19 protein-coding genes are annotated in these 21,622 nt (G+C 72.2%); 5 read left to right on the forward strand and 14 right to left on the reverse strand.

Going from position 1 to position 21,622, the window contains the following annotated elements:
• Positions 1-60: 60 nt before the first annotated feature.
• Positions 61-1,284, forward strand: coding sequence for an FAD-dependent oxidoreductase (locus AB0E98_RS05745; RefSeq protein WP_361698947.1), 1,224 nt, complete (start codon positions 61-63; stop codon positions 1,282-1,284).
• A 68-nt stretch (positions 1,285-1,352) separates the two neighbouring features.
• Here the strand turns inward: AB0E98_RS05745 and AB0E98_RS05750 are convergent, their stop codons facing one another.
• From AB0E98_RS05750 to AB0E98_RS05760, 3 genes are all read right to left on the reverse strand, one after another.
• Complete coding sequence (locus tag AB0E98_RS05750) at positions 1,353-1,976, reverse strand: TetR/AcrR family transcriptional regulator (RefSeq protein WP_361698949.1); 624 nt, start codon at positions 1,974-1,976, stop codon at positions 1,353-1,355.
• Between the two features lie 187 nt (positions 1,977-2,163).
• Positions 2,164-2,562: a RidA family protein gene (locus tag AB0E98_RS05755; protein ID WP_361698951.1), complete on the reverse strand. Its 399-nt coding sequence runs from the start codon at positions 2,560-2,562 to the stop codon at positions 2,164-2,166.
• A gap of 46 nt (positions 2,563-2,608) precedes the next feature.
• Complete coding sequence (locus AB0E98_RS05760; RefSeq protein WP_361698953.1) at positions 2,609-3,760, reverse strand: acyl-CoA dehydrogenase family protein; 1,152 nt, start codon at positions 3,758-3,760, stop codon at positions 2,609-2,611.
• 157 nt (positions 3,761-3,917) lie between these two features.
• On the opposite strand from AB0E98_RS05760, the gene AB0E98_RS05765 reads away from it, so the two are divergent.
• Positions 3,918-5,558 carry an AMP-binding protein gene (locus tag AB0E98_RS05765; RefSeq protein ID WP_361698955.1) on the forward strand — a complete coding sequence of 547 codons (1,641 nt, stop codon included), beginning with the start codon at positions 3,918-3,920 and terminating at the stop codon, positions 5,556-5,558.
• Positions 5,551-6,387: a PaaX family transcriptional regulator C-terminal domain-containing protein gene (locus AB0E98_RS05770; RefSeq protein WP_361698957.1), complete on the forward strand. Its 837-nt coding sequence runs from the start codon at positions 5,551-5,553 to the stop codon at positions 6,385-6,387. The genes AB0E98_RS05765 and AB0E98_RS05770 overlap by 8 nt, the downstream gene beginning before the upstream one ends.
• A gap of 91 nt (positions 6,388-6,478) precedes the next feature.
• Here AB0E98_RS05770 and AB0E98_RS05775 read toward each other — a convergent pair whose 3' ends face one another.
• The 7 genes from AB0E98_RS05775 to mmuM form a co-directional block, all read right to left on the reverse strand.
• Positions 6,479-8,752 (reverse strand): bifunctional salicylyl-CoA 5-hydroxylase/oxidoreductase, encoded by a 2,274-nt coding sequence (locus AB0E98_RS05775; protein ID WP_361698959.1) that lies wholly within the window; start codon positions 8,750-8,752, stop codon positions 6,479-6,481.
• On the reverse strand, positions 8,737-9,564 hold the full coding sequence (locus tag AB0E98_RS05780; RefSeq protein ID WP_361698961.1) for an enoyl-CoA hydratase family protein: 828 nt from the start codon (positions 9,562-9,564) through the stop codon (positions 8,737-8,739). The genes AB0E98_RS05775 and AB0E98_RS05780 overlap by 16 nt, the downstream gene beginning before the upstream one ends.
• A gap of 196 nt (positions 9,565-9,760) precedes the next feature.
• The gene (gene argF / locus AB0E98_RS05785) at positions 9,761-10,762 is read right to left on the reverse strand and encodes an ornithine carbamoyltransferase (protein ID WP_361698963.1); all 1,002 of its coding nucleotides are present in this window, start codon (positions 10,760-10,762) and stop codon (positions 9,761-9,763) included.
• A gap of 106 nt (positions 10,763-10,868) precedes the next feature.
• On the reverse strand, positions 10,869-12,101 hold the full coding sequence (locus tag AB0E98_RS05790) for an arginine deiminase (protein WP_361698965.1): 1,233 nt from the start codon (positions 12,099-12,101) through the stop codon (positions 10,869-10,871).
• 191 nt (positions 12,102-12,292) lie between these two features.
• A complete protein-coding gene (locus AB0E98_RS05795; RefSeq protein WP_361698967.1) occupies positions 12,293-15,019 on the reverse strand; it encodes a polynucleotide kinase-phosphatase in 2,727 nt (908 codons plus the stop codon).
• A complete protein-coding gene (locus AB0E98_RS05800) occupies positions 15,016-16,584 on the reverse strand; it encodes a 3' terminal RNA ribose 2'-O-methyltransferase Hen1 (RefSeq protein WP_361698969.1) in 1,569 nt (522 codons plus the stop codon). Before AB0E98_RS05800 ends, AB0E98_RS05795 begins: the two co-directional genes overlap by 4 nt.
• A 34-nt stretch (positions 16,585-16,618) precedes the next feature.
• Positions 16,619-17,524 (reverse strand): homocysteine S-methyltransferase, encoded by a 906-nt coding sequence (gene mmuM, locus AB0E98_RS05805; protein WP_361698971.1) that lies wholly within the window; start codon positions 17,522-17,524, stop codon positions 16,619-16,621.
• A 439-nt stretch (positions 17,525-17,963) separates the two neighbouring features.
• Here mmuM and AB0E98_RS05810 point away from each other — a divergent pair, with 439 nt between their 5' ends.
• The gene (locus AB0E98_RS05810) at positions 17,964-18,161 is read left to right on the forward strand and encodes a hypothetical protein (protein WP_361699364.1); all 198 of its coding nucleotides are present in this window, start codon (positions 17,964-17,966) and stop codon (positions 18,159-18,161) included.
• A gap of 20 nt (positions 18,162-18,181) precedes the next feature.
• Here the strand turns inward: AB0E98_RS05810 and AB0E98_RS05815 are convergent, their stop codons facing one another.
• The 4 genes from AB0E98_RS05815 to AB0E98_RS05830 form a co-directional block, all read right to left on the reverse strand.
• Positions 18,182-18,640, reverse strand: coding sequence for a DUF6099 family protein (locus tag AB0E98_RS05815; protein WP_311610853.1), 459 nt, complete (start codon positions 18,638-18,640; stop codon positions 18,182-18,184).
• Between the two features lie 118 nt (positions 18,641-18,758).
• Positions 18,759-19,109, reverse strand: a complete 351-nt coding sequence (locus tag AB0E98_RS05820; protein WP_361699366.1) for a nucleotide pyrophosphohydrolase — start codon at positions 19,107-19,109, stop codon at positions 18,759-18,761.
• 113 nt (positions 19,110-19,222) lie between these two features.
• A complete protein-coding gene (locus AB0E98_RS05825) occupies positions 19,223-20,371 on the reverse strand; it encodes an ATP-binding protein (RefSeq protein ID WP_361698973.1) in 1,149 nt (382 codons plus the stop codon).
• 26 nt (positions 20,372-20,397) lie between these two features.
• Positions 20,398-20,805, reverse strand: a complete 408-nt coding sequence (locus AB0E98_RS05830) for a cell division protein SepF (RefSeq protein ID WP_361698975.1) — start codon at positions 20,803-20,805, stop codon at positions 20,398-20,400.
• A gap of 180 nt (positions 20,806-20,985) precedes the next feature.
• Here AB0E98_RS05830 and AB0E98_RS05835 point away from each other — a divergent pair, with 180 nt between their 5' ends.
• The gene (locus AB0E98_RS05835) at positions 20,986-21,591 is read left to right on the forward strand and encodes a TetR/AcrR family transcriptional regulator (protein WP_361698977.1); all 606 of its coding nucleotides are present in this window, start codon (positions 20,986-20,988) and stop codon (positions 21,589-21,591) included.
• Positions 21,592-21,622: the final 31 nt, after the last annotated feature.

Raw genomic sequence — 21,622 nt, forward strand, 5'->3', positions numbered from 1 at the left:
AGCGGTCAGATTTCTGACCGTACGGTCAGTCGTCGTCCACCGTGAGGGGAGCGGAAAGAAATGGAACGCACGACCTGCTGTGTCGTGGGGGGCGGGCCCGCGGGCATGATGCTCGGGCTGCTGCTCGCCAGGGCCGGCGTCGAGGTGACCGTGCTGGAGAAGCACAAGGACTTCCTGCGGGACTTCCGCGGCGACACGGTCCACCCGTCGACGCTACGGCTGCTCGACGAACTCGGCCTGGGCGAACGGTTCGCACGGCTCCCGGCCCGCCGACTGGACACGGTCCGGATGCACATCGGCGACACCGTCGTGCCCCTGAGCGACCTGCGCCGCATCCCGGGCCCGCACAAACACATCGCGATGGTCCCCCAGTGGGACTTCCTCGACCTGCTCGCGAGCGCGGCCGCCGAGGAGCCGTCCTTCACCCTGCGGATGCGCACGGCCGTCACGGGCCTGCTCACCGAGGGCGGCCGGGTCACCGGCGTGCGCTACGAGGACGCGGACGGCGCCACCGGGGAGATCACGGCGGACCTCACGGTCGCCTGCGACGGCCGTGACTCGCTGGTCCGCGAGCTGGCGGGGCTGCGGCCCGACTACTTCGACGTCCCCATGGACGTCTGGCAGGTCCGGGTGCCCGCACAGGCCGACGGCGCCAAGGACGCCGTGGTCTTCATGCGCGCCAAGGGCGACCAGTTCGCGACGACCATGGACCGCGGCGAGTACTACCAGACCTCCTACCTCATCAAGAAGGGCACCGACCAGGAGCTGCGGGCCAACGGGATCGAGTGGTTCCGCGCCCGGATCGGCGACCTGTTCGGCTGGGGCGAGGAGGTGACGGACACGATCCGCTCGTGGGACGACGTGAAACTGCTCGACGTGACCATGGGCCGGCTGCGGCGCTGGTACCGGCCGGGGCTGCTGTGCGTCGGGGACGCGGCGCACCTCATGTCGCCGACCGGCGGCGTCGGCGTCAACCTCGCGGTGCAGGACGCCGTGGCGGCCGGGCGGATCCTCGCGGAGCCGCTGCGGAACGGCTCGGTCTGCGTGCACGACCTGGAGCGGGTGCAGAAGCGCCGGCTGCTGCCGGTGGCCGTCGTGCAGCGGTCGCAGGCCGCCGAACACGAGACCCTGCTGCGGCCCGCCCTCGCCGGCACGCTCGACCCCGGCCGGCTGCCGGTGCCGTTCCGGCTGCTGCGGCGCGTTCCGGCGCTGCGGACCCTGACCGGGTATCTGGGCGGGGTGGGGATCCGCCCCGAGCACGTGCCCGCCTTCGCCCGGCGCTGACCGGGGCCTGGGGACGGGGGAACGAGGGGGCCGAGGGGGACCGATCCGGTGCCGGGACCGTACGGGGGTCAGTCCTGGCGCCGGATCGCGCTCAGCGTGAACGCCTCCAGCTCGTCGGCCGCGGCGTCGAGGTCGTAGTCGGGGTGGACGAGCCAGTGGGAGATCACGTTGTCGATCGCCCCGCCGATGGCGAGCGCCACGGTGCGTGTGTCGAAGGCGCGCACCTGGCCGGTCTCCTGCCCTCGGGCCAGGAGACCGGCCAGGTGCTGCCAGCGGTCGTGGGTGTCGTGGGAGCCCGGCGTCTTGAGCTGGGTGCCACCGTCGTCGTCGAGGAGCATCTCGGTGATGACGCGGACGTGCCGGCGGTTGGCCTGCTGGTACGAGATCATCGCGCGGACGTACGCGACGATCGCGGCGCACGGCTCGGTCTCGCGCTCCACCCGCTCCTGGACATGGGCCGCGAACCGCTCCATCACGTGCTCGAGCGTGAGCCGGGCGAGGTTGTCCTTCGACGAGAAGTGGTAGAGGACGGCGGCCTTGGAGATGCCGGCCGCCTCGGCGATCGCCGAGAGCGAGGTGGCCGGGTAGCCCTTGGTGGAGATCAGGTCGATGGTGCACTCGACGATCTGCTGCCGCCGGGCCCGCTCGGTGAAGGTCAGGGCCTCGGGGTCGGCACTCCGACGAGGGGCCATCGGCACGCCGCCTTTGCTCTCACTCGGCTCTGCTCTCGCTCGGCCACGGGCGCCGCGAGGGCTTCCCCGGGCACGGTTCCACGAACGCTTCTGCGAACCGCTGCAAACGGTACACCGGGCGCCCCGGCCGGAGCGGCACGGCCGCCGGGCGTCCCCGGCAGGGCGGCACGGTCACCCGGCGCCCCCGTCAGGGCAGCACGGCCAGCCCGTCCAGTTCCACCAGCGCTTCCTCGTCCCAGAGCCGGACCACGCCGACGACGGCCATCGCCGGGTAGTCGCGGCCCGCCAAGCGCCGCCAGATCCGGCCGAGTTCACGGGCGTGCGCCCGGTACGCCCCCACGTCCGTCGCGTAGACCGTCACCCGGGCCAGGTCCTCCGGGCCGCCCCCGGCGGCCCGGAGGGCGGCCAGGAGATTGGCCAGAGCCAGCTCGAACTGCTCCGGCAGGCCGCCCGCCACGACCGTCCCGTCCTCGTCGAGCGCGGTCTGCCCGGCCAGGAGGACCAGCCGGCCGCCGGTGGCGACGACGGCGTGGCTGAAGCCGCGGGGCGGGGCGAGCCCGGCCGGATCGATCCGTTCCAGGCCCATCAGGACGATTCCTCGCTCAACAGTTCCTCACTCAACGGACCCTCGCTCACCGGTACAGCTCCTTCGCGATGATCGTGCGCTGCACCTCGCTCGCCCCCTCGTAGATCCGGGGCGCGCGCACCTCCCGGTAGAGGTGCTCCAGGAGGTGGCCGCGGGCCAGGGCGCGGGCGCCGTGGATCTGGACGGCGGAGTCGACGACGTACTGGGCGGTCTCGGTGGCGAAGAGCTTGGCCATCGCCGAGCGCGCGGCGACACCCGGCTCCCCCGCGTCGTAGGCCGTCGCGGCCGCCTGGACGAGCAGGCCGGCCGCCTCGGTGCGGGTGGCCATCTCGGCGAGCAGATGGGAGACGGCCTGGAGGTCCTTCAACGGACCGCCGAACGCCCGGCGTTCGCCCGCGTGGGCCACCGAGGCGTCCAGGGCGGCCCGGGCCATGCCGACCGCGAAGGCCCCGACGCTGGGGCGGAACAGATCGAGGGTGGCCATGGCCAGCCGGAAGCCCCTGCCCACCTCCCCGACGACGTCGCCGGGGCCCACGGGCACGCCGTCGAAGGTGAGCGTGCCCAGGGGGTGCGGGCCGAGCATCTCCAGCGGTTCGCCGCCGAGGCCGGGGCGGTCGGCGGGTACGAGGAAGGCGGTGACCCCGGCAGCCCGGGACCCCGGGCCCGTCCGCGCGAAGACGGTGTAGACGTCGGCCTGGGGGGCGTTGGAGATCCAGCGCTTCTCACCGTGGAGCCGCCACCCCACCGCCCCGGCCGCCACCCCGGACACCGCCCCGGCAGGCTCCGCGCGCAGCTCCAGGGCGGCCGCGTCCGAGCCCGCGCCCGGCTCGCTCAGCGCGAACGCGGCCACGGCCCGGCCGGCCGCGATCTCCGGCAGCCAGCGCGCCCGCTGCGCCCGGTTGCCGTGGGCGACGACAGGGTGGGCGCCGAGACCTTGCAGGGCGAGGGCCGTCTCGGCCTCCGTGCAGGAGTACGCCAGCGATTCGCGCAACAGGCAGAGATCCAGGGCACGTACGGGACCCGCGAGGGGCACCACCCGGGAGAGCAGGCCGAGTTCGCCGAGCGTCGCGAGGAGCGGCCTGTTGACCCTGCCGGGAGCGCCCCGGTCCGCGACGGGGCGCAAGCGACGGGCGGCGAGCGCGCGCAGCTCCACGGAGCCCTTGCGCCGCTCCCCCTCCCCTGTGAACGGTGTGGCCATCCGACCCACCCTTCTCTCGCATGGTTTATCGCGCCATCGCGCTCTATTGACTGCCGTCACCAACTCGATACGCTGACAGTGGATCCGCGTCGCTGGCAAGACCCCCGTTCACCTCCGTTTTCTCCGGTGATTCCGCCGACGAGGGGGCGCATCCGCGATGGAGCTCATGCCATCGGCCCATATCGACACCTTCCCGCGCGACCACCTCCCGCCCGCCGCCCAGTGGCCGGAACTCCGCTTCGGCCTCCCCGGCGCCCCGGACCTGCGCTACCCCGACCGTCTCAACTGCGCCGAGCGCCTGCTGGACGCCACGGTGGACCGGCTGGGCCCGGAGCGGCCCGCAGTCCTGGACGGCACCGGGGGCATGTGGTCGTACGGCCTGCTCAAGGAGCACGTCGACCGGATCGCCTACACCATCACCGAGGAACTGGGCGTCGTACCCGGCAACAGGGTGCTGCTGCGCGGCCCCACCACGCCATGGCTCGCGGCCTGCTGGCTGGCCGTGCTCAAGGCGGGCGCGGTGGCGGTCACCGTCCTGGCCGCGCAGCGCCCGCACGAGCTGGCCACCGTCTGCCGGATCGCCCGCGTCCGGCACGCCCTGTGCGACGCCCGGTCGGCCGAGGACCTGCACGCGGCGAACATAACGGACTTACGCATCACCCTGTACGGCGGAAACGCACCCGACGACCTTCTGCGGCTCTCGGCAAATAAACCCGCATCCTACGGTGCGGTGGACACCTCCGCCGACGACGTCGCCCTCATCGCCTTCACATCCGGCACCACCGGACGCCCCAAGGGATGCGTCCACTTCCACCGCGACGTCCTCGCCATCGCCGACACCTTCTCGGCGCGTGTACTGCGCCCCCGCCCGGACGACGTCTTCGCCGGCAGCCCACCGCTCGGCTTCACCTACGGCCTCGGCGGTCTCCTCGTCTTCCCGCTGCACGCCGGCGCGTCCACCCTGCTGACCGACTGGGGCGGCCCCGAACGACTGCTCGCCGACATCCAACGGCACCGCGTCTCCGTCCTGTTCACCGCGCCGACCGCCTACCGCGCGATGCTGGGCGCCCTCGGCCCCTACGACGTGTCGTCCCTCCGCCGGTGCGTCTCCGCGGGCGAGCACCTGCCCGCCGACCTCTGGCACGCGTGGCGGCGCGCGACGGGATCACGCCTGATCAACGGCATCGGCGCCACCGAAATGCTGCACGTCTTCATTTCCGCCGCCGACGACCGCATCCGCCCCGGCACGACCGGCCTCCCCGTCCCCGGATACGAGGCACGCGTCGTCGGCCCGGACGGCACGCCCGTGCCCGACGGGCACCCCGGCCTGCTGGCCGTACGCGGCCCCACCGGCTGCCGCTACCTCGCCGACGAACGGCAGCGCGTATACGTACGCGACGGCTGGAACCTCACCGGCGACACCTACGTCCGCGAGCCGGACGGCTACTTCCGCTACGTGGCCCGCGCCGACGACATGATCGTCTCGGCCGGCCACAACATCGCCGGCCCCGAGGTCGAGGAGGCCCTGCTGCGCCATCCCGACGTCCTGGAGGCGGCCGTCGTCGGCCGCCCGGACGAACAGCGCGGGCAGATCGTCGTCGCTCACGTCGTCCTGCGGGAGGGAGTGCCGCCTACCGCGGAAACGATCGCGGACATACGAGAGTTCACCAAAAAGGAGATCGTTCCGTACAAGTGCCCTCGCGAGATCGTGTTCCTCACCGCCCTTCCCCGTACGCCCACAGGCAAATTGCAACGCTTTCGCCTGCGTTCCGGAGCTTTACAGTTTCCCCGTGACTGACCAGCAACCGCTCCACACCCCCCGCTCCCTCATCGTCACCTTCTACGGCGCGTACGGGCGCGGGGACGCCGGCGGCCCCGCCGGGCCGGTGCCGATCGCGGCCCTGATCCGGCTGCTGGGCGCGGTGGGCGTGGACTCGCCCTCGGTACGGTCGGCCGTCTCCCGGCTCAAACGACGCGGCCTGCTCGTGGCCGGCCGCACCACCGCCGGTGCTGCGGGCTACGGACTGTCGGACGACGCACGGCAGTTGCTGGACGACGGCGACCGGCGCATCTACGGCCGCCCCTCGGCCCGCGCGGGCCACGGCTGGCTGCTGGCCGTCTTCTCGGTGCCCGAGCACGAGCGGCACAAGCGCCACCTGCTGCGCTCCCGGCTGTCCCGGCTGGGCTTCGGCACGGCGGCCCCCGGCGTGTGGATCGCCCCGGCCCATGTGCACGAGGAGACCCGGCACACCCTGGAGCGACTCGGGCTGGCCTCCTACGTCGACCTGTTCCGGGGCAGCCACCTGGGCTTCGAGCCGACCGCCGAGTCGGTCGCCCGCTGGTGGGACCTCGACGCGCTGGCCGCGCAGCACCAAGCGTTCCTGGACACCCACGAACCGGTCCTCCGCCGCTGGTCCCGCCGCAAGCCGGTGCCCCCGGAGGCGGCCTACCGCGACTACCTGCTGGCCCTGGACCGCTGGCGCCGCCTCCCGTACGCCGACCCCGGCCTCCCGGCGGGCCTCCTCCCCACCGACTGGCCGGGCGGCCGCGCGGCCCGAGTCTTCGCAGCCCTCCACGCACGCTTGCGGGACGCGGGCGCACAGTTCGTGACACCAGTGCTGGCGTAAACAGCCCAGCCCGTCCGGCGTTCGAGGACCGGGGGTCCGGGGGCGGAGCCCCTGGAAGAAACGGCGAAAGGGCGGGACCGGGGCCTCCCCCCTACGCCCTCCGCCCCGACGGCGGCCTCCGGCTCCCCGCCCGATAGGGCAAAGGCCACGGCGCTCCCGGCCCCGAATACCCCTGCTCCGCCGCCGCGTGCAACGTCCAGTTCGGATCGTACAAATGCGGCCGCGCCAACGCGCAAAGATCCGCCCGACCCGCCAGGATCAGCGAATTGACATCGTCCCAGGACGCGATCGCCCCGACGGCGATCACCGGCACCCCCGCCTCCCTGCGGATACGATCCGCGAACGGCGTCTGGTACGAGCGCCCGAACGCGGGCCGCTCGTCCGGCACGACCTGCCCGGTGGAGACGTCGATCGCGTCCGCGCCGTGCTCGGCGAAGGCCCGGGCGATGACGACGGCGTCGTCCGCGGTCGTACCGCCCTCGGCCCAGTCCGTCGCCGAGATCCGGACGGTCATCGGCCGCTCCGCCGGCCACACCGCGCGTACGGCATCGAAAACCTCCAGCGGAAAGGCCAGCCGACCGGTGAGACCGCTGCCGTAGGCGTCGGTGCGCTGGTTGGTGAGCGGCGAGAGGAAGCCGGACAGCAGATAGCCGTGCGCGCAGTGCAGCTCCAGCAGATCGAACCCGGCACGCGCCGCGTCCTCCGCCGACCGTACGAACTCCTCCCGAATCACCGATAGTTCGGGCACGGTCAAGGCGTGCGGCGTCTGGTTGACCCCAGGGCGGTAAGGAATGGCCGAGGGGGCGACGAGGGGCCAGTTGCCCTCGGGGAGGGGCTGGTCGATGCCCTCCCACATCAGCCGCGTCGATCCCTTCCGCCCGGAGTGGCCGAGCTGGACCCCGATGGCCGTGCCGGGAGCCCGCTCGTGGACGAAACCGACGACACGCTCCCACGCCCGCTCGTGCTCCGGCGCGTACATCCCCGTGCATCCCGGTGTGATGCGCCCTTGGGCGCTGACGCAGACCATCTCGGTCATCACCAGCCCCGCGCCGCCGAGGGCGCGGGCGCCCAGGTGGACGAGGTGGAAGTCGCCCGGAGTGCCGTCCGTGGCGGAGTACATGTCCATCGGGGAGACGACGACGCGATTGCGCAGGGTCAGCCCGCGCAGCCGGAAGGGCGTGAACATCGGCGGGGTACCGGCCGGAACTCCCGCCTCCTCCTCCACGGCGGCGACGAAACCGGGGTCGCGCAGCCGGAGGTTGTCGTGGGTGACGCGGCGGCTGCGGGTGAGGAGGTCGAAGACGAACCGGCGGGGCGGCCCGTCGACGCGGACGGCGAGGTCCTCCATCCACTCCATGCTGGCGCGGGCCGCCCGCTGGAGGGACTCGACGACGGGGCGGCGCTCGGCCTCGTACGCCGCCAGGGCCTCGGTGACGCTCGTAGCGCAGCCGTCCAGATGGGCGGCGAGGGAGACCGCGTCCTCAAGGGCGAGTTTGGTGCCGGAACCGATGGAGAAGTGGGCGGTGTGGGCGGCGTCCCCCAGCAGGACCGTGCGCCCGTGGGACCAGCGCTCGTTGACGACCGTGCGGAAGACGTTCCAGGTGGAGCGGTTGGAGCGCAGGGCGTGGCCTTTCAGCAGCCTGGGGAACCAGCCGGCACAGGCGTCGAGCGACGCCTGCTCGTCGCGGCCGTCCAGGCCGGTGCGGCGCCACACTTCCTCCCGCATCTCGACGATGACGGTGCTGGCGTCCGGCCCGAAGGGGTAGGCGTGGAGCTGCATGACGCCGTACGGGGTCTCGGTGATCTCGAAGCGGAACGCGTCCAGGGCGTAATCGGTGGCGAGCCAGATATAGCGGCAGCGGTGGGAGGTGACGGTGGGGCGGAAGTGGTCGCGATGGGTGTCGCGGATGCGACTGCCGGCGCCGTCGGCGGCGATGACGAGGTCGTACGAGCGAGCCAGCTCGGCGGCGGGCGGCGCCTGCGCGCGGAAGCGGACGGTGACGCCGAGCTCGTGGCAGCGCCGGTGGAGGAGGCCGAGGAGCCGGTGGCGGCCGAGGGCGGCGAAACCGTGGCCGCCGCAGGTGACCGTGCGGCCCCGGTGGACGACGTCGACGTCCTCCCAGCTGACGAGACCGTGGTGCAGGGCGGCGTGGAAGACGGGGTCGGCGGTCGCGATGCCGTCGAGGGTCTCGTCGGAGAGGACGACGCCGAAGCCGAAGGTGTCGTCGGGGGCGTTGCGCTCCCAGAGGGTGATGTCGCGTTCGGGCGCCTGGCGTTTGAGCAGGGCGGCCGCGTAGAGGCCGGCGGGGCCGCCGCCGACGACCGCGACGCGGGCCGCCCCCGGGGCGGTCACCGGCCCCGCCACACGGGGGGCCGCTTCTCGGTGAAGGCGGCGTGGAACTCGGCGTAGTCGGCGCTGTTCATCAGGAGCGCCTGGGTCGCGGCGTCGAGTTCGAGGGAGGCGGCGAGGGGCATGTCGAGTTCGGCGTTGAGCAGGGCCTTGGTCTGGGCGTGGGCGAGGGCGGGCCCCTCGGCGAGCCGGCGGGCGAGGTCGCGGGCGGCGGCGGGCGCGCCGCCGGGTTCCGTCAATTGGCTGATGAGGCCGATGCGTTCGGCCTCGGGCGCGTGGACGGGATCGCCGAGCATCAGCAGCCGGGTGGCGTGGCCGAGGCCGACGACGCGGGGCAGGAGGTAGGCCGCGCCCATGTCGCCGCCGGAGAGGCCGACGCGGGTGAAGAGGAAGGCGAAGCGCGCGGTCGGGTCGGCGACGCGGAAGTCGGCGGCGAGCGCGAGGACCGCGCCGGCGCCGGCCGCGACCCCGTGCACGGCGGCGACCACGGGGAAGGGGCAGTCGCGCAGGGCCCGGACGGTCTGGCCGGTCATGCGGTTGAAGTCGAGGAGGCGGGCGGTGTCCATGGCCAGGGTCGCGCCGATGATGTCGTCGACGTCGCCGCCGGAGCAGAAGCCGCGCCCCTCGCCGCCGAGGACCAGGGCGCGTACGGATCCGTCGCGGGCGAGCTCGGGGAGGAGGTCGCGCAGGTCGGCGTAGGCGCCGAAGGTGAGGGCGTTGAGCCGGTCGGGGCGGTCGAGGGTGACGGTGGCGACGCCGGAGTCGAGGGTCAGGCGCAGGTGCCGCCATTTCTCGGTGCGGGACGCGGAGCCGGTGAACGGACTCATGGAGCACGGCCTCCTTCAGCCGGGCGGCTGGTGCCTGCCCGGTGAAGCTATCACCGTTGTGTGACTGTCGTCATGAGTGCGCGATATGGCTTGCCCCCCTTGGGCACTTGGGACTTGGGGCTTGGGGCTTGGGGCAGCTTGAGGCCTTGTCGATGCCCTGTCCCGCACTCGTGACGGGGTGGGGCGGTCGGCGGGGTCAGCGGCCCAGGGTCGCCACCATCAGGGCCTTGATGGTGTGCATGCGGTTCTCGGCCTCGTCGAAGACGACCGAGTGGGCGGACTCGAAGACCTCGTCGGTCACCTCCAGGGAGGTCAGGCCGTGGCGCTCGTGGATCTCACGGCCGATGGAGGTGCCGAGGTCATGGAAGGCGGGCAGGCAGTGGAGGAACTTCACGGCGGGGTTGCCGGTCGCGCGCAGGACGTCCATGGTGACCGCGTACGGCGCGAGGAGGGCGATACGAGCGTCCCAGACCTCCTTGGGCTCGCCCATCGACACCCAGACGTCGGTGGCGACGAAGTCCGCGCCGTGCACGCCCTCGGCGACGTCGTCCGTGAGCGTGATCCGGGCGCCGCTGCCGGCGGCCAGCCGCCCGGCCTCCTCGATGATCTCCTGGGCGGGCCACAGCTCCTTGGGCGCCACGATGCGGACGTCCATGCCGAGGAGGGCGCCGGTGATGAGGTAGGAGTTGCCCATGTTGTAACGGGCGTCGCCGAGGTAGGCGTAGGCGACGCGCTCCAGCGGCTTGGCGGTGTGCTCGGTCATGGTGAGCACGTCGGCCAGCATCTGGGTGGGGTGCCACTCGTCGGTGAGGCCGTTGTAGACGGGCACCCCGGCGTGGGCGCCGAGCTCCTCGACGACGCCCTGGCCATGGCCCCGGTACTGAATGGCGTCGAACATCCTGCCGAGCACCCGCGCGGTGTCCCGGACGGACTCCTTGTGACCGACCTGGGAACCCGCCGGGTCGAGGTAGGTCGTGTGGGCGCCCTGATCGGCGGCGGCCACCTCGAAGGCGCAGCGGGTCCGGGTGGAGGTCTTCTCGAAGACGAGCGCGATATTGCGGCCCTGGAGACGACGCTCCTCGGTGCCCGCGCGCTTGGCGGCCTTGAGCTCCGCGGCCAGTTCGATCAGGCTGTGGAACTCCCCGGCGGTGAGGTCCGTCTCCTTGAGGAGGTGGCGGCCCTTGAGGTCTGTCGCCATGGCATGGGCTCCTACGTCGTCAGCGGCTGTAGCGAAAATCGGAACTATATACAGCCTGCCACATTCTTATGCGCCCGCCTAGAGGGCTACGGCCCAGTTCAGAAGGCTAGGCCCCCGGCACCGGGTCCCGCTCGACCGGACAGCTCATACAGCGCGGCCCGCCCCGGCCCCGGCCCAGTTCGCTGCCCGGGATGGTGATGACCTCGATACCGTGCTTGCGCAGATATGTGTTGGTCGTCGCGTTGCGCTCGTAGGCGACCACGACGCCCGGCTCTATCGCCAGGACGTTGCAGCCGTCGTCCCACTGCTCGCGCTCGGCCGCGTGGACGTCCTGCCTGGCGGTCAGCACCCTGATGGAGTCGAGACCCAGGGCGGCGGCGATGGCACGGTGCATGTGCTCCGGCGGGTGGTCGGTGACCTTGAGCTCGCTCTCGCCGACGCCCGGTTCGATCGTGTACGAGCGGAGCATGCCCAGGCCCGCGTACTGGGTGAAGGTGTCGCCGTCCACCATGGTCATCACGGTGTCCAGGTGCATGAACGCTCGCCGCTTGGGCATGTCCAGCGCCACGATCGTACGGGCCGACCCGGCCGCGAAAAGGCCTCTGGCCAGCATCTCCACGGCCTGCGGGGTGGTCCGCTCGCTCATCCCGATGAGGACGGCGCCCTCGCCGATGACCAGCACGTCGCCGCCCTCGATGGTGGAGGGGTAGGCAGCCTGCCCCTCGCACCAGACGTGGAAGCCGCCCGGGGCGAAGAGCGGGTGGTGGCGGTAGACCGCCTCGTAGTGCACGGTCTCGTGCCAACGGGCGGGCCAGCGCATGGCGTTGATGCTCACCCCGTCGTAGATCCAGGCCGAGGTGTCGCGGGTGAAGAGGTGGTTGGGCAGCGGATTGAGGAGGAAGTCGTCCAGGTCCATGACGTGGAAGCGGACGGAGACGGGCTCGGCGTGCCGCTCCAGGAACTCCCGCTTGGTCATCCCGCCCACGAGCCAAGAGGTCAGCTCGGCGGCCGGCATCCCGTCGAAGGCTGCCCGCAGATGGTCGGTGGCGAGGGGGCCGTACTCCTTCTCGTCGAAGACCCGGTCCAGTACCAGCGCCCGGGCCGCCGGTGACCGCAGGCTCTCCTCCAGCAGGTCCTGGAAGAGATGTACCTCCACACCGCGCTCACGAAGGACGTCCGCGAAGCCGTCGTGCTCGGCGCGGGCGCGGCGGACCCAGAGCACGTCGTCGAAGAGAAGAGCGTTCTTATTGGAGGGCGTGAGCCGCTTCAGCTCCAGGTCGGGACGGTGCAGAATGACGCGGCGCAGCCGCCCGGCCTCGGAATCGACATGGAATCCCATTCCCCCATCCTGACCCCAACCCGCCACGTTCACTCGGCGACCGGGGCACCGAGTGCCAAGCGATCGAAACCGCAGGGGGCCTGGGCCGGTACGGCCCCGGCCCCGTGAGGGGCGCGGGGAACTCGCGACCAGCCCCCACCGGCCCGCGGCGACCGGACCACCCGGACCGCGGAACCGCCGGAGGCGAATCGCTAGAGCCGCGGGTCCACCGGCTCGGACTCCAGTGCGAGGACGGCGAAGACCGCCTCGTGGACCCGCCACAGCGGCTCCCCGGCCGCCAGCCGGTCCAGCGCCTCCAGACCCAGCGCGTACTCGCGCAGGGCGAGTGAGCGCTTGTGGCCGAGGTGGCGTATGCGCAGCCGGGCCAGATTCTCCGGGCGGGTGTACTCGGGCCCATAGATGATCCGCAGATACTCACGGCCCCGGCACTTGATGCCCGGCTGGACGAGCCGGCCGTTCTCCCCGCGCACATACGCCTGGAGCGGCTTGACGACCATGCCCTCACCACCGGCCTCGGTGAGGTCGAGCCACCAGCGGGTGCCCTCGGCGACGGACGCCTCGTCCCCGGTGTCGACGACGATGCGGCGAGTGGGGGCGAGCAGCCCGGCGGAGGCGTCCGCGTCCTGCGCCACGATCCGGTCGATCATCGCGAGCTGCTCGTCATGCGGGACCGTGGCCAGGTTGCGGCCCTCGGCGGCCAGGATCTGGAACGGCGCCAGCCGGATCCCGTCCAGGCCGTCCCCGCCCTCGTCCCCGTCGGTGCCGGCGGCCGGGCCGACGGTCCAGCAGTAGCGGCGGTACGCCTCCGTGAAGGCCTCGGCGTCCTCGGCCCGCTCACGCTGCCGGCCGAGCAGCTCGGCGACGTCCAGCCCTCGGGCGGCGGCGGACTCCAGGGCCGCGAGCGCGCCCGGGAAGACCGCGCCGGAGGCCGCGCCCACCGCCGCGTACTGGTTGCGCAGCAGCCCCTGGGCCTTGAGGGACCAGGGCATCAGCTCGGCGTCCAGCAGCAGCCAGTCGGTGGTCAGCTCCTCCCACAGCCCGGCACCCGTCACGCAGCGGCCCAGCCGCTCCAGGAGGCGGGTGACCACCTCGGTGTCGTCGAAGAACGGCCGGCCCGTGCGGGTGTACACCGCGCCGGGCACGCCCTCGGACAGCCCGAAGCGCTCGCGGGCCACGTCCGCGTCACGGCAGACCAGGACCACGGCCCGGGAGCCCATGTGCTTCTCCTCGCACGCCACCTGGCGCACACCGTCGGCGCGGTAGGCGGCGAAGGCCTCCGCCGGGTGCTCCAGGTAGCCCTCCTCCTTGGAGGTGGCGCAGGGGGCCATGGTCGGCGGCAGGTAGACCAGCTGGCGGGGCTCGACCGCGAAGCGGCTCATGACCTCCAGGGCCGCCGCCGCGTTCTCCTCCTTGATCGCCACCCGGCCCAGGTGCCGGGTCTCCACGACGCGTCGGCCGGTGACGTCGGCGAGGTCCAGCGGGCGGCCGTCGGCGCCGCCGGGCGCCTCGCTGATCAGCGGCCGCAGCGGCTCGTACCAGACGCGCTCGGCCGGCACGTCCACGAGCTCGCGCTCGGGCCAGCGCAGCGCGGTCAGCTTTCCGCCGAAGACGGCACCGGTGTCCAGGCAGATGGTGTTGTTGAGCCAGGTGGCCGTGGGTGTCGGGGTGTGGCCGTAGACCACGGCGGCCCGGCCCCGGTAGTCCTCCGCCCACGGGTAGCGCACGGGCAGGCCGAACTCGTCGGTCTCTCCCGTCGTGTCGCCGTACAGCGCGTGCGAGCGGACCCGGCCGGAGGTCCGGCCGTGGTACTTCTCGGGCAGCCCCGCGTGGCAGACGACCAGCGCGCCGCCGTCGAGGACGTAGTGGCTGACGAGCTCGCCGATGAACTCCCGCACCCGCTCCCGGAACTCCGGGTCCCGCTCCGCCTCCCGCTCGAGCTGCTCGATCGTCTCGGCGAGGCCGTGCGCGACCTTGACCTGACGGCCGCCGAGGAAGCGGCCGAGCTTGTTCTCGTGGTTGCCGGGGACGCACAGGGCGTGCCCGGCGGCGACCATGCCCATCACCAGGCGCAGCACACCGGGGCTGTCGGGGCCCCGGTCGACGAGGTCGCCGACGAAGACAGCGGTGCGCCCCTCGGGGTGCGCGGCGTCCACGGGACGGCCGGCGTCGTCGCGCACGAGGTCGTAGCCCAGCCGGGTCAGCAGGCTCTCCAGCTCGGAGCGGCAGCCGTGGATGTCACCGACGATGTCGAACGGGCCGGTGACGTGCCGCAGGTCGTTGAAGCGGCGTTCGCGCACGATCTCGGCGGAGTCCGTCCGGGCCGTGCCGCGCAGGACGTGCACCTTGCGGAAGCCCTCGCGCTCCAGGTGGCGCAGGGAGCGCCGGAGCTCGCGCTGGTGTCGCTGGATGACGCGACGGGGCAGGGCCGCCCGGTCGGGCCGGGTGGCATTGCGCGCGGCGCAGACGTCCTCGGGGATGTCGAGGACGATCGCGACGGGCAGCACATCGTGCTCCCTGGCCAGGGCGACGAGCTGCTTACGGGCCTCGGGCTGGACGTTGGTGGCGTCGACGACGGTCAGCCGGCCGGCCGCGAGGCGCTTGCCGATGATGTAGTGCAGGACGTCGAAGGCGTCCTTGCTGGCGCTCTGGTCGTTCTCGTCGTCGCTGACCAAGCCCCGGCAGAAGTCACTGGAGACGACCTCGGTCGGCTTGAAGTGCCGTGCGGCGAAAGTGGACTTGCCGGATCCGGTGGCCCCGACGAGGACCACGAGCGACAGGTCGGGAACGGCCAGGGTCACCCGGTCCTCAGCTGTGCGCTCTTCAGCCGTTCGCTCCTCAGCCGTTCGCTCCTCAGCCGTTCGCTCCTCAGTCGTGCCCTCGTCCGTGGTACGGCTCTCCGTTGTGCGGTTCTCGGTCATGCGGTCCTCGCCTCCTTCACGCTCTCGTCGGTGCCGCGCTGCTTGTCACTCACACCATTCACGTCGTTCACATCGTTGTTCTTCTTGCCCTTGTTCTTCTTGCCCTTCGCGTCCGCGTCCTCGCTCGCGCCGTTCCTGTGGAACGCGGCCATCTGCGTCGGTGGCCCCACCTCGGGGTCGTCGGGGCCCACGGGCAGGAACTCCACGGCGTACCCATGACGCTCGGCGACCCGCTCGGCCCAGGCCCGGAACTCCTTCCGGGTCCACTCGAAGCGGTGGTCCGCGTGGCGGACGTGCCCGGCCGGCAAGGTCTCCCAGCGGACGTTGTACTCCACATTGGGCGTCGTCACGACGACCGTCGCCGGGCGGGCCGCGCCGAACACCGCGTACTCCAGGGCGGGCAGCCTCGGCAGGTCCAGGTGCTCCACGACCTCGCTGAGCACGGCGGCGTCATAACCGGCGAGTCTGCGGTCGGTATAGGCCAGGGAGCCCTGGAGCAGCGCCACACGGGCCGCCTGCCGCTCCGGCATCCGGTCCAGGCGCAGCCGCCGCGAGGCCTCCTTCAGCGCGCGTATCGACACGTCGACGCCCACGATCTCGGTGAAGCGGACGTCCTTCAGCAGCTCCCCCACCAGCTGTCCTTGGCCGCAGCCGAGGTCGAGCACCCGGGACGCCCCGGACCGGCGCAGTACGTCGAGGATCGCTGCCCGGCGCTGCACCGCCAGCGGTGCGGGCCGCTCCTCGGTGTCCGCCGTCTCGTCGACCGCGTTGTCCATCTCCTCGGCCTCGGTGTCGTCGGCCTCGGCCAGCCGGGCCAGCGCCAGGCGGTCGAGGGCGTCACGGGTGAGGCCCCAGCGGCGGGAGAGATAGCGGCTGGTGATCAGTCGCTGCTCGGGGTGGTTTTCCAGCCACCCCTCGCCGAAGCGCAGCAGTTTCTCCACCTCGTCGGGCGCGACCCAGTAGTGCTTGGCGTCGTCCAGCACCGGCAGCAGCACATACAGCTGCCGCAGCGCCTCGACCAGCCTCAGCTCCCCTTCCAGCACCAGCGACACATAGCGCGAGTCGCCCCACTCGGGGAACCGCTCGTCCAGTGCCACCGGACGGGCGGTCACCGTCCAGCCCAGCGGCGCGAAGAGCCGCTCCACGAGCGCGGCACCGCCCCGGGCGGGCAACGCCGGGATCTCGATGCGCAACGGCCTCACCTGCTCCGGCAGTTCGGGCCGGGCCACGCACTGTCCCTTGACGGCGCTGGAGAACACGCTGCCGATCGCCACGGCCAGCAGCGAGGAGGCCGCGTAGGGCCGGTCGTTGACGTACTGCGCCAGCGCCGAGTCGGGAGCGCCGCCCCGGCCCCGGCCCTTGCCGCGCCGGACGAGCGCCACCGGATCGACCTCAAGCAGCAGCGCCGCCGTGCAGCGCTCCACGCCGGCCTCGGGGTAGAGGACGTGCGCGGTGCCATGGGAGGTGGAGAACCGCTGCGCCTTGTCGGGATGCTTGTGCAGCAGGAATCCGAGGTCGGTCGCGGGGTTCTCGGCATCACCGGAAGTACTGATCGTCAGGAACACACGGTCGATTATCCGGGTCCGACTCGTCGGATTCCTACTGCTTTTCCAGCAGCGCGGCCAGCTCCGCGATCCGTTCCGGGCCGACGCGGCAGCAGCCGCCGATGAGCCGGGCACCTGCGGCCCGCCAGACCGCGACCCGCGCGGGATCGAATGTCGCACGCCCCCGCCAGTCCCTTGCTCTCGCATCCCATCCCTCCCCACTGTTCGGATAGACCACGACCGGCTTCCCCGTCACCCGGGCGGCGGTCTCCACCGCCCGGTCCACATCGCCCGGCGCACAGCAGTTGACCCCGACGGCGATCACCTGATCGTTCCCGGCGGCCACCGCGAACGCCTCCGCCATCGACTGCCCCGCTCTGGTGGTCCCGCCCTCGATGCTGTACGACAGCCACACCGGCACCCCACAACCCCGTACGGCCCGCAACAGCGCCCTCGCCTCGTCCGCATCCGGCACGGTCTCCAGCGCCAGCACATCCGGCCCGGCCCCGGCCAGTGCCTCGATCCGCGGCCGATGGAACCGCTCCAGCTCCGCGACGCTCAGCCCGTACCGCCCCTTGTACTCGCTGCCATCCGCGAGCATCGCCCCGTACGGACCGACGGACGCGGCGACCCAGACCTTCCGCCCAGCCCGCGCGGCCGCCCGGCGCGCCAGCTCCACGCTCCGCCGCAGCAGCGCGGCCGTCTCCTCCCTTTCCACACCCCTTTTCGTGAACCCCTCGAAGGTCGCCTGATAGCTGGCCGTGATGACCACTCGGGCACCCGCCCGGACATAGGCCGTGTGCGCGGCCTCGATCTGCGCGGGCTCATCGGCGAGCAGCCGCGCCGACCACAGCTCGTCGGACAGGTCACAGCCCTGGGCCACCAGCTGATTGGACAGCCCGCCGTCCAGGACGAGCGGCCCGCGAGCGAGCGCGGCCGCGAGCGGTGCGACAGGCAGCACGTCCCACACGCCAGACGCACCAGGCACATCAGACGCACCAGGCGGCGTGGCAGGCAAGGCGTCGGACGGCGTGCCAGGCGGTGTATCAGAGGCGGACATCAAGGGTGCTCCTCCAGCGCTGGGCGGGCCTCTCCCCACCACTATCGCGCCTCCCTCCGCACACCTCCGTCCCACCTGCTCGAACAGACGTCAACAGGCCGCCTCACGCCTTCCCCTACTCACTCCGGCCGGGTGAAATTCCCCCGCGCCGGACGGCCCACGGCGCCTCCGCCAGTGTCCGGCGCGTCCAGCTGATCGTTGGCTCGGGCGGAGCCGGACCGCCCGGCCCGCGCACCGGTGTCCGCTGCCGGAGGCGACGATCGCAACGCCGCCCGACCGCACGGGGAGGGCGAGGGCCGAGGAGGCCACCATGACCCAGGAAGCCGCGCCCGACGAGGCCATGCCCACCCAGGCCGCTTCCCCACAGCAGGGCGCACCCAAGGGCCTGCTGCAACAGATGGAGGAGCTGATGGCGGCGCTCAACGCCGATCTGACGCAGCTCGACGCCGACCTTCAGTCGTCGGAGCGACGAGCCGAGGACGAGCCGGAGGAGCCCGCCGAGCCCACCTCGCCCAGGGGCGGCACCGGCACGGACTGACCTCCACACCCCCGGGCCCCTCATGCCGCACCGCCTCGCGTCCGCAGGGCGAGCCGTCTGAGCAGCCCTCCGATCCTGTCACTGGTCTCGTCGGCGGCGTCGATCGCCTCTATGCACTGCCAGTAGACGGCGTCCTCCTCGCAGGCGCCGGCGACACCCACCAGCGCGATGCCGACTTCACCCAGGAGCTCGCCGAGGTCCGTCAACGCCGCCCAGGGGTCGCGTACTTCGGCGAGCTGCGCCGCCCGCAAGCCTCCGGACCGCAGCGCAGTCTGGCGCAGTGCGCCGGAGGCCCGGGCCCCGGCCTCGCTGAGGCCGAGGGCCGCCGCGCGCGCCTCGAAGGGTCCATGCAGGGCGACGTGGCTGCCGATGGCCTCGGCCAGCGCCTGCGCCTGCCATGCCTCCGCGACAATGTCCCGCACCTCCCTGGCCTGCGCCAGGGCGTGCCGAGTGGCCACGATGAGCCGCACTGCCTCCATGACCGTCCCCCATGTTTCCCGTCTGCCCGCTCTCACTACCCAGAGTGATGACTAACCGCCGGAAAAGCCAGGGGAATTCAGAAATCTGTGGATACCAAATGCGGTGTGGATAACTCAATCACTCCGGAGAGTGACGACCCTCTTGATCGTCGATGCCATCACCGGCTCCCTTCCGTGCCGGAAATCGCCGCTCATTTCGGTCGATCTTCGTCGAAAGCGCCGCCAGGGCGTCGATCCCCAGCACCTCGCAGAACTGGAGCAGGTAGGCCAGAACGTCCGCGACCTCGTCCTCGACCCGCGCAGCCGTCGAGGGCTCCTCCATCACCTGGGCCGACTGCTCCGGCGTCAGCCACTGGAAGATCTCGACCAGTTCGGACGCCTCCACGCTGAGCGCCGCGACCAGGTTCTTGGGAGTGTGGAACCGCTGCCAGTCGCGCGCCGCGGCGAAGGCCGCCAGCCGGTCCTGCAACGCCCGGACGTCGAGTCCCGCCGCCCCGGCGGGCTCGTGGTGGGCGCCGCGGTCACGGGGGTCGCGGTCACGGCGGCCACGGCGGTCTTTCTCAGGATGTTCAGGGTGTTCGCTCACGTCCCCAGGTCTACCATCGACGCCCCGGCCACCTCGTCGGCCACTTCCGCCGCCGCTCCCCTCACCGTCCCCACCAGTCTGATGTGCCCCCGCTCACACATCCGCGCCGCCAGCCCCAGCAGTTCCCGGGCCTGCCGCGCGTCGAGGCACCGGTCGAGGCCGTCCGCCAGGACCGTGAGTACCTGCCGGGCCTCCAGTACCTCGGTCGCCGGATCCACAGCCAGCACCCCTGGTCCCGTCAGCAGCACCAGGCACAGCGCCAGATAGCGCAGCTCGCCGTCGCCCAGCCGCTCCAGCGGCGTGGCCGCCCCCGGCTGCCGCGCCAGGACGGCCCGTACGAAACCGCCGTCGAGCCCCTCCACGGACAGCCCGGCGACCGGGCCGCGACATCCCGCGTCCGCAGCCTTGACCAGCAGAGCATGCCGGATGACGCACTCGTTGCGGGTGCGCCCCAGGACCGCGGCAACGTTGTCGCACGCGCCCCGCAGCCGCCCGTCACGCGCGGCGACCGGCGCGCGCATCAGCTCGGGCCGGGGGTCGCAGGGGAAGACCGAGCGCAGGGCGATCACCACTTGTTCGGCCGCGGCGAGGACCATCCGCTGCCCGGCGGTCTTCCCCGCGACCCGCAGCGGCAGCAGCGCCGTGCCCAGCCGGTCGTCGGGCAGGGGCGCGCGGGTGACGGGAACGGAACCCGCCGTGTGCCAGGCGGCCTCGACCCTCGGCAGCCCCGGGTCGCGCAGCGCCGTGGAGAGCAGCGTCAGCCCCGACCCCGTCAGCCGTTCGCCGACCACGCGCAGTTCGGGCTCGGCCTGGACGGCCACGTCCAGCAGGACCGGGCCCATCGGCCCCTCCACCGTGCACCCGATCCGGAAGCCCCGCCTCCCCTGGGCGTCGGGCCTGGCCTGCTGCGGTACGCACGCCTGGGCGCCACCGGCCACCGGGGCGAGCGCCTCGTCGAGGGTGTCACCGCCCGCGAGCCGGGCAAGGGTCTCGTACGCCTCCAGGGCGCTGGACTTGCCGCTGCCGCTGCCGCCCCTGAACAGGGTCAGCGGGCTGAGGGCGAAGACGGCGTTACGGTGCGACTTGAAAGCGGAAACCCGCAGTTCGGTGACGACGGGGCGCTGGTGCGGATTGGCGGCGTCCATGCCTGAGGACCGTAGGCGGCACTTCGTCAGCCAAACCGTTTCATCTGATCATTTTTCCTACGATCGGGGTACCCGGAGGCCACCTCGGTCCCTTCGGGGGCCAGCAGGAAGACGTTGGTGTCGACCCGGTGCATGCCACTGCCCAGCCCGAAGACGACGCCACTGGAGAAGTCGAGGATGCGCTTGGCCACATCGGTGTCGGCGCTCGTGAGGTCGAGCAGCACCGGAACGCGAGCGATCAGATGCTCGGCGACCTCGCGTGCGTCCGCGAAAATCTGCACCCGGAGCACGACGAGCCGTCGCTGTTTCTCCGCGGGCTCCTCCTCGGGCAGGGCCCGGTGGTCGGGCCAGGACGGCCATGCCTGGTGGCCCCTCAGCGGGACGACCTGGGCAAGCCCCTCCCACTGCTCATCGGTGGCCTCGGACCGGTTCACCGGATCACCCCTCCGGGGAACGTGCTGGGTATGTACATCCCGCGATTCTAGGGATAAAAACCCCCGTTAGGCCCAATGACACGCGCTCCGAGGGGGCCGATCGGCCCAGGGGCCGGCTCTTAGGCGCGCCGTCGGCGAAACGATACGTATCGCCTCGATCACTCGCTACACTCCCGTGTCATGCCCGACAAGACAGCACCCGACGCCGCCCGGCGCAGCCAGCGCTCACGCCAGGCGATCTGCGAGGCCGCCCTCTCCCTCGTGGGCGAGACCGGCTACGACAAGCTGACGATCGAGGGGATCGCGGCACGCGCCGGCGTCGGCAAGCAGACGATCTACCGCTGGTGGCCGTCCAAGGGGGCTGTCCTGCTCGACGCCTTCACCGAGACCGTGGAGGCCGGCGAGGGCATGCTGCCCGACACCGGCGACCTCGCGACGGACCTCAAGGCCGTGCTGCGGGCGACGGTCGACGAATTCAACGACCCCGCGTTCCAGGCCCCGTACCGCGCGCTCTACGTGGCCATGGTGAACGACTCCGAGGTCTCCGCCGGTTTCACGAACAAGGTGATGGAACCGGGCACGCAGGCCTACGTCGACCGGATCCGCGCCGCACAGGACGCGGGGCAGGTCGCCGACGAGGTCGACCCACGCCTGGCCGCGGAGCTGATCCTCGGCCCCTTCGCCCAGCGCTGGCTGCTGCGGAGCCAGCCACTGACGCACGAATTCGCCGACAGCCTCGTCGACATGACCCTCGCCGGGCTGCGCCCCCGGACTCCCCGGGCCTGACATATCACCCATAACGGTACGATCGGTACGC

Origin of the sequence: Streptomyces sp. NPDC037389 (assembly GCF_040636475.1) — a bacterium.
In the GTDB taxonomy this organism is placed as follows: Bacteria; Actinomycetota; Actinomycetes; order Streptomycetales; family Streptomycetaceae; genus Streptomyces; species Streptomyces hesseae.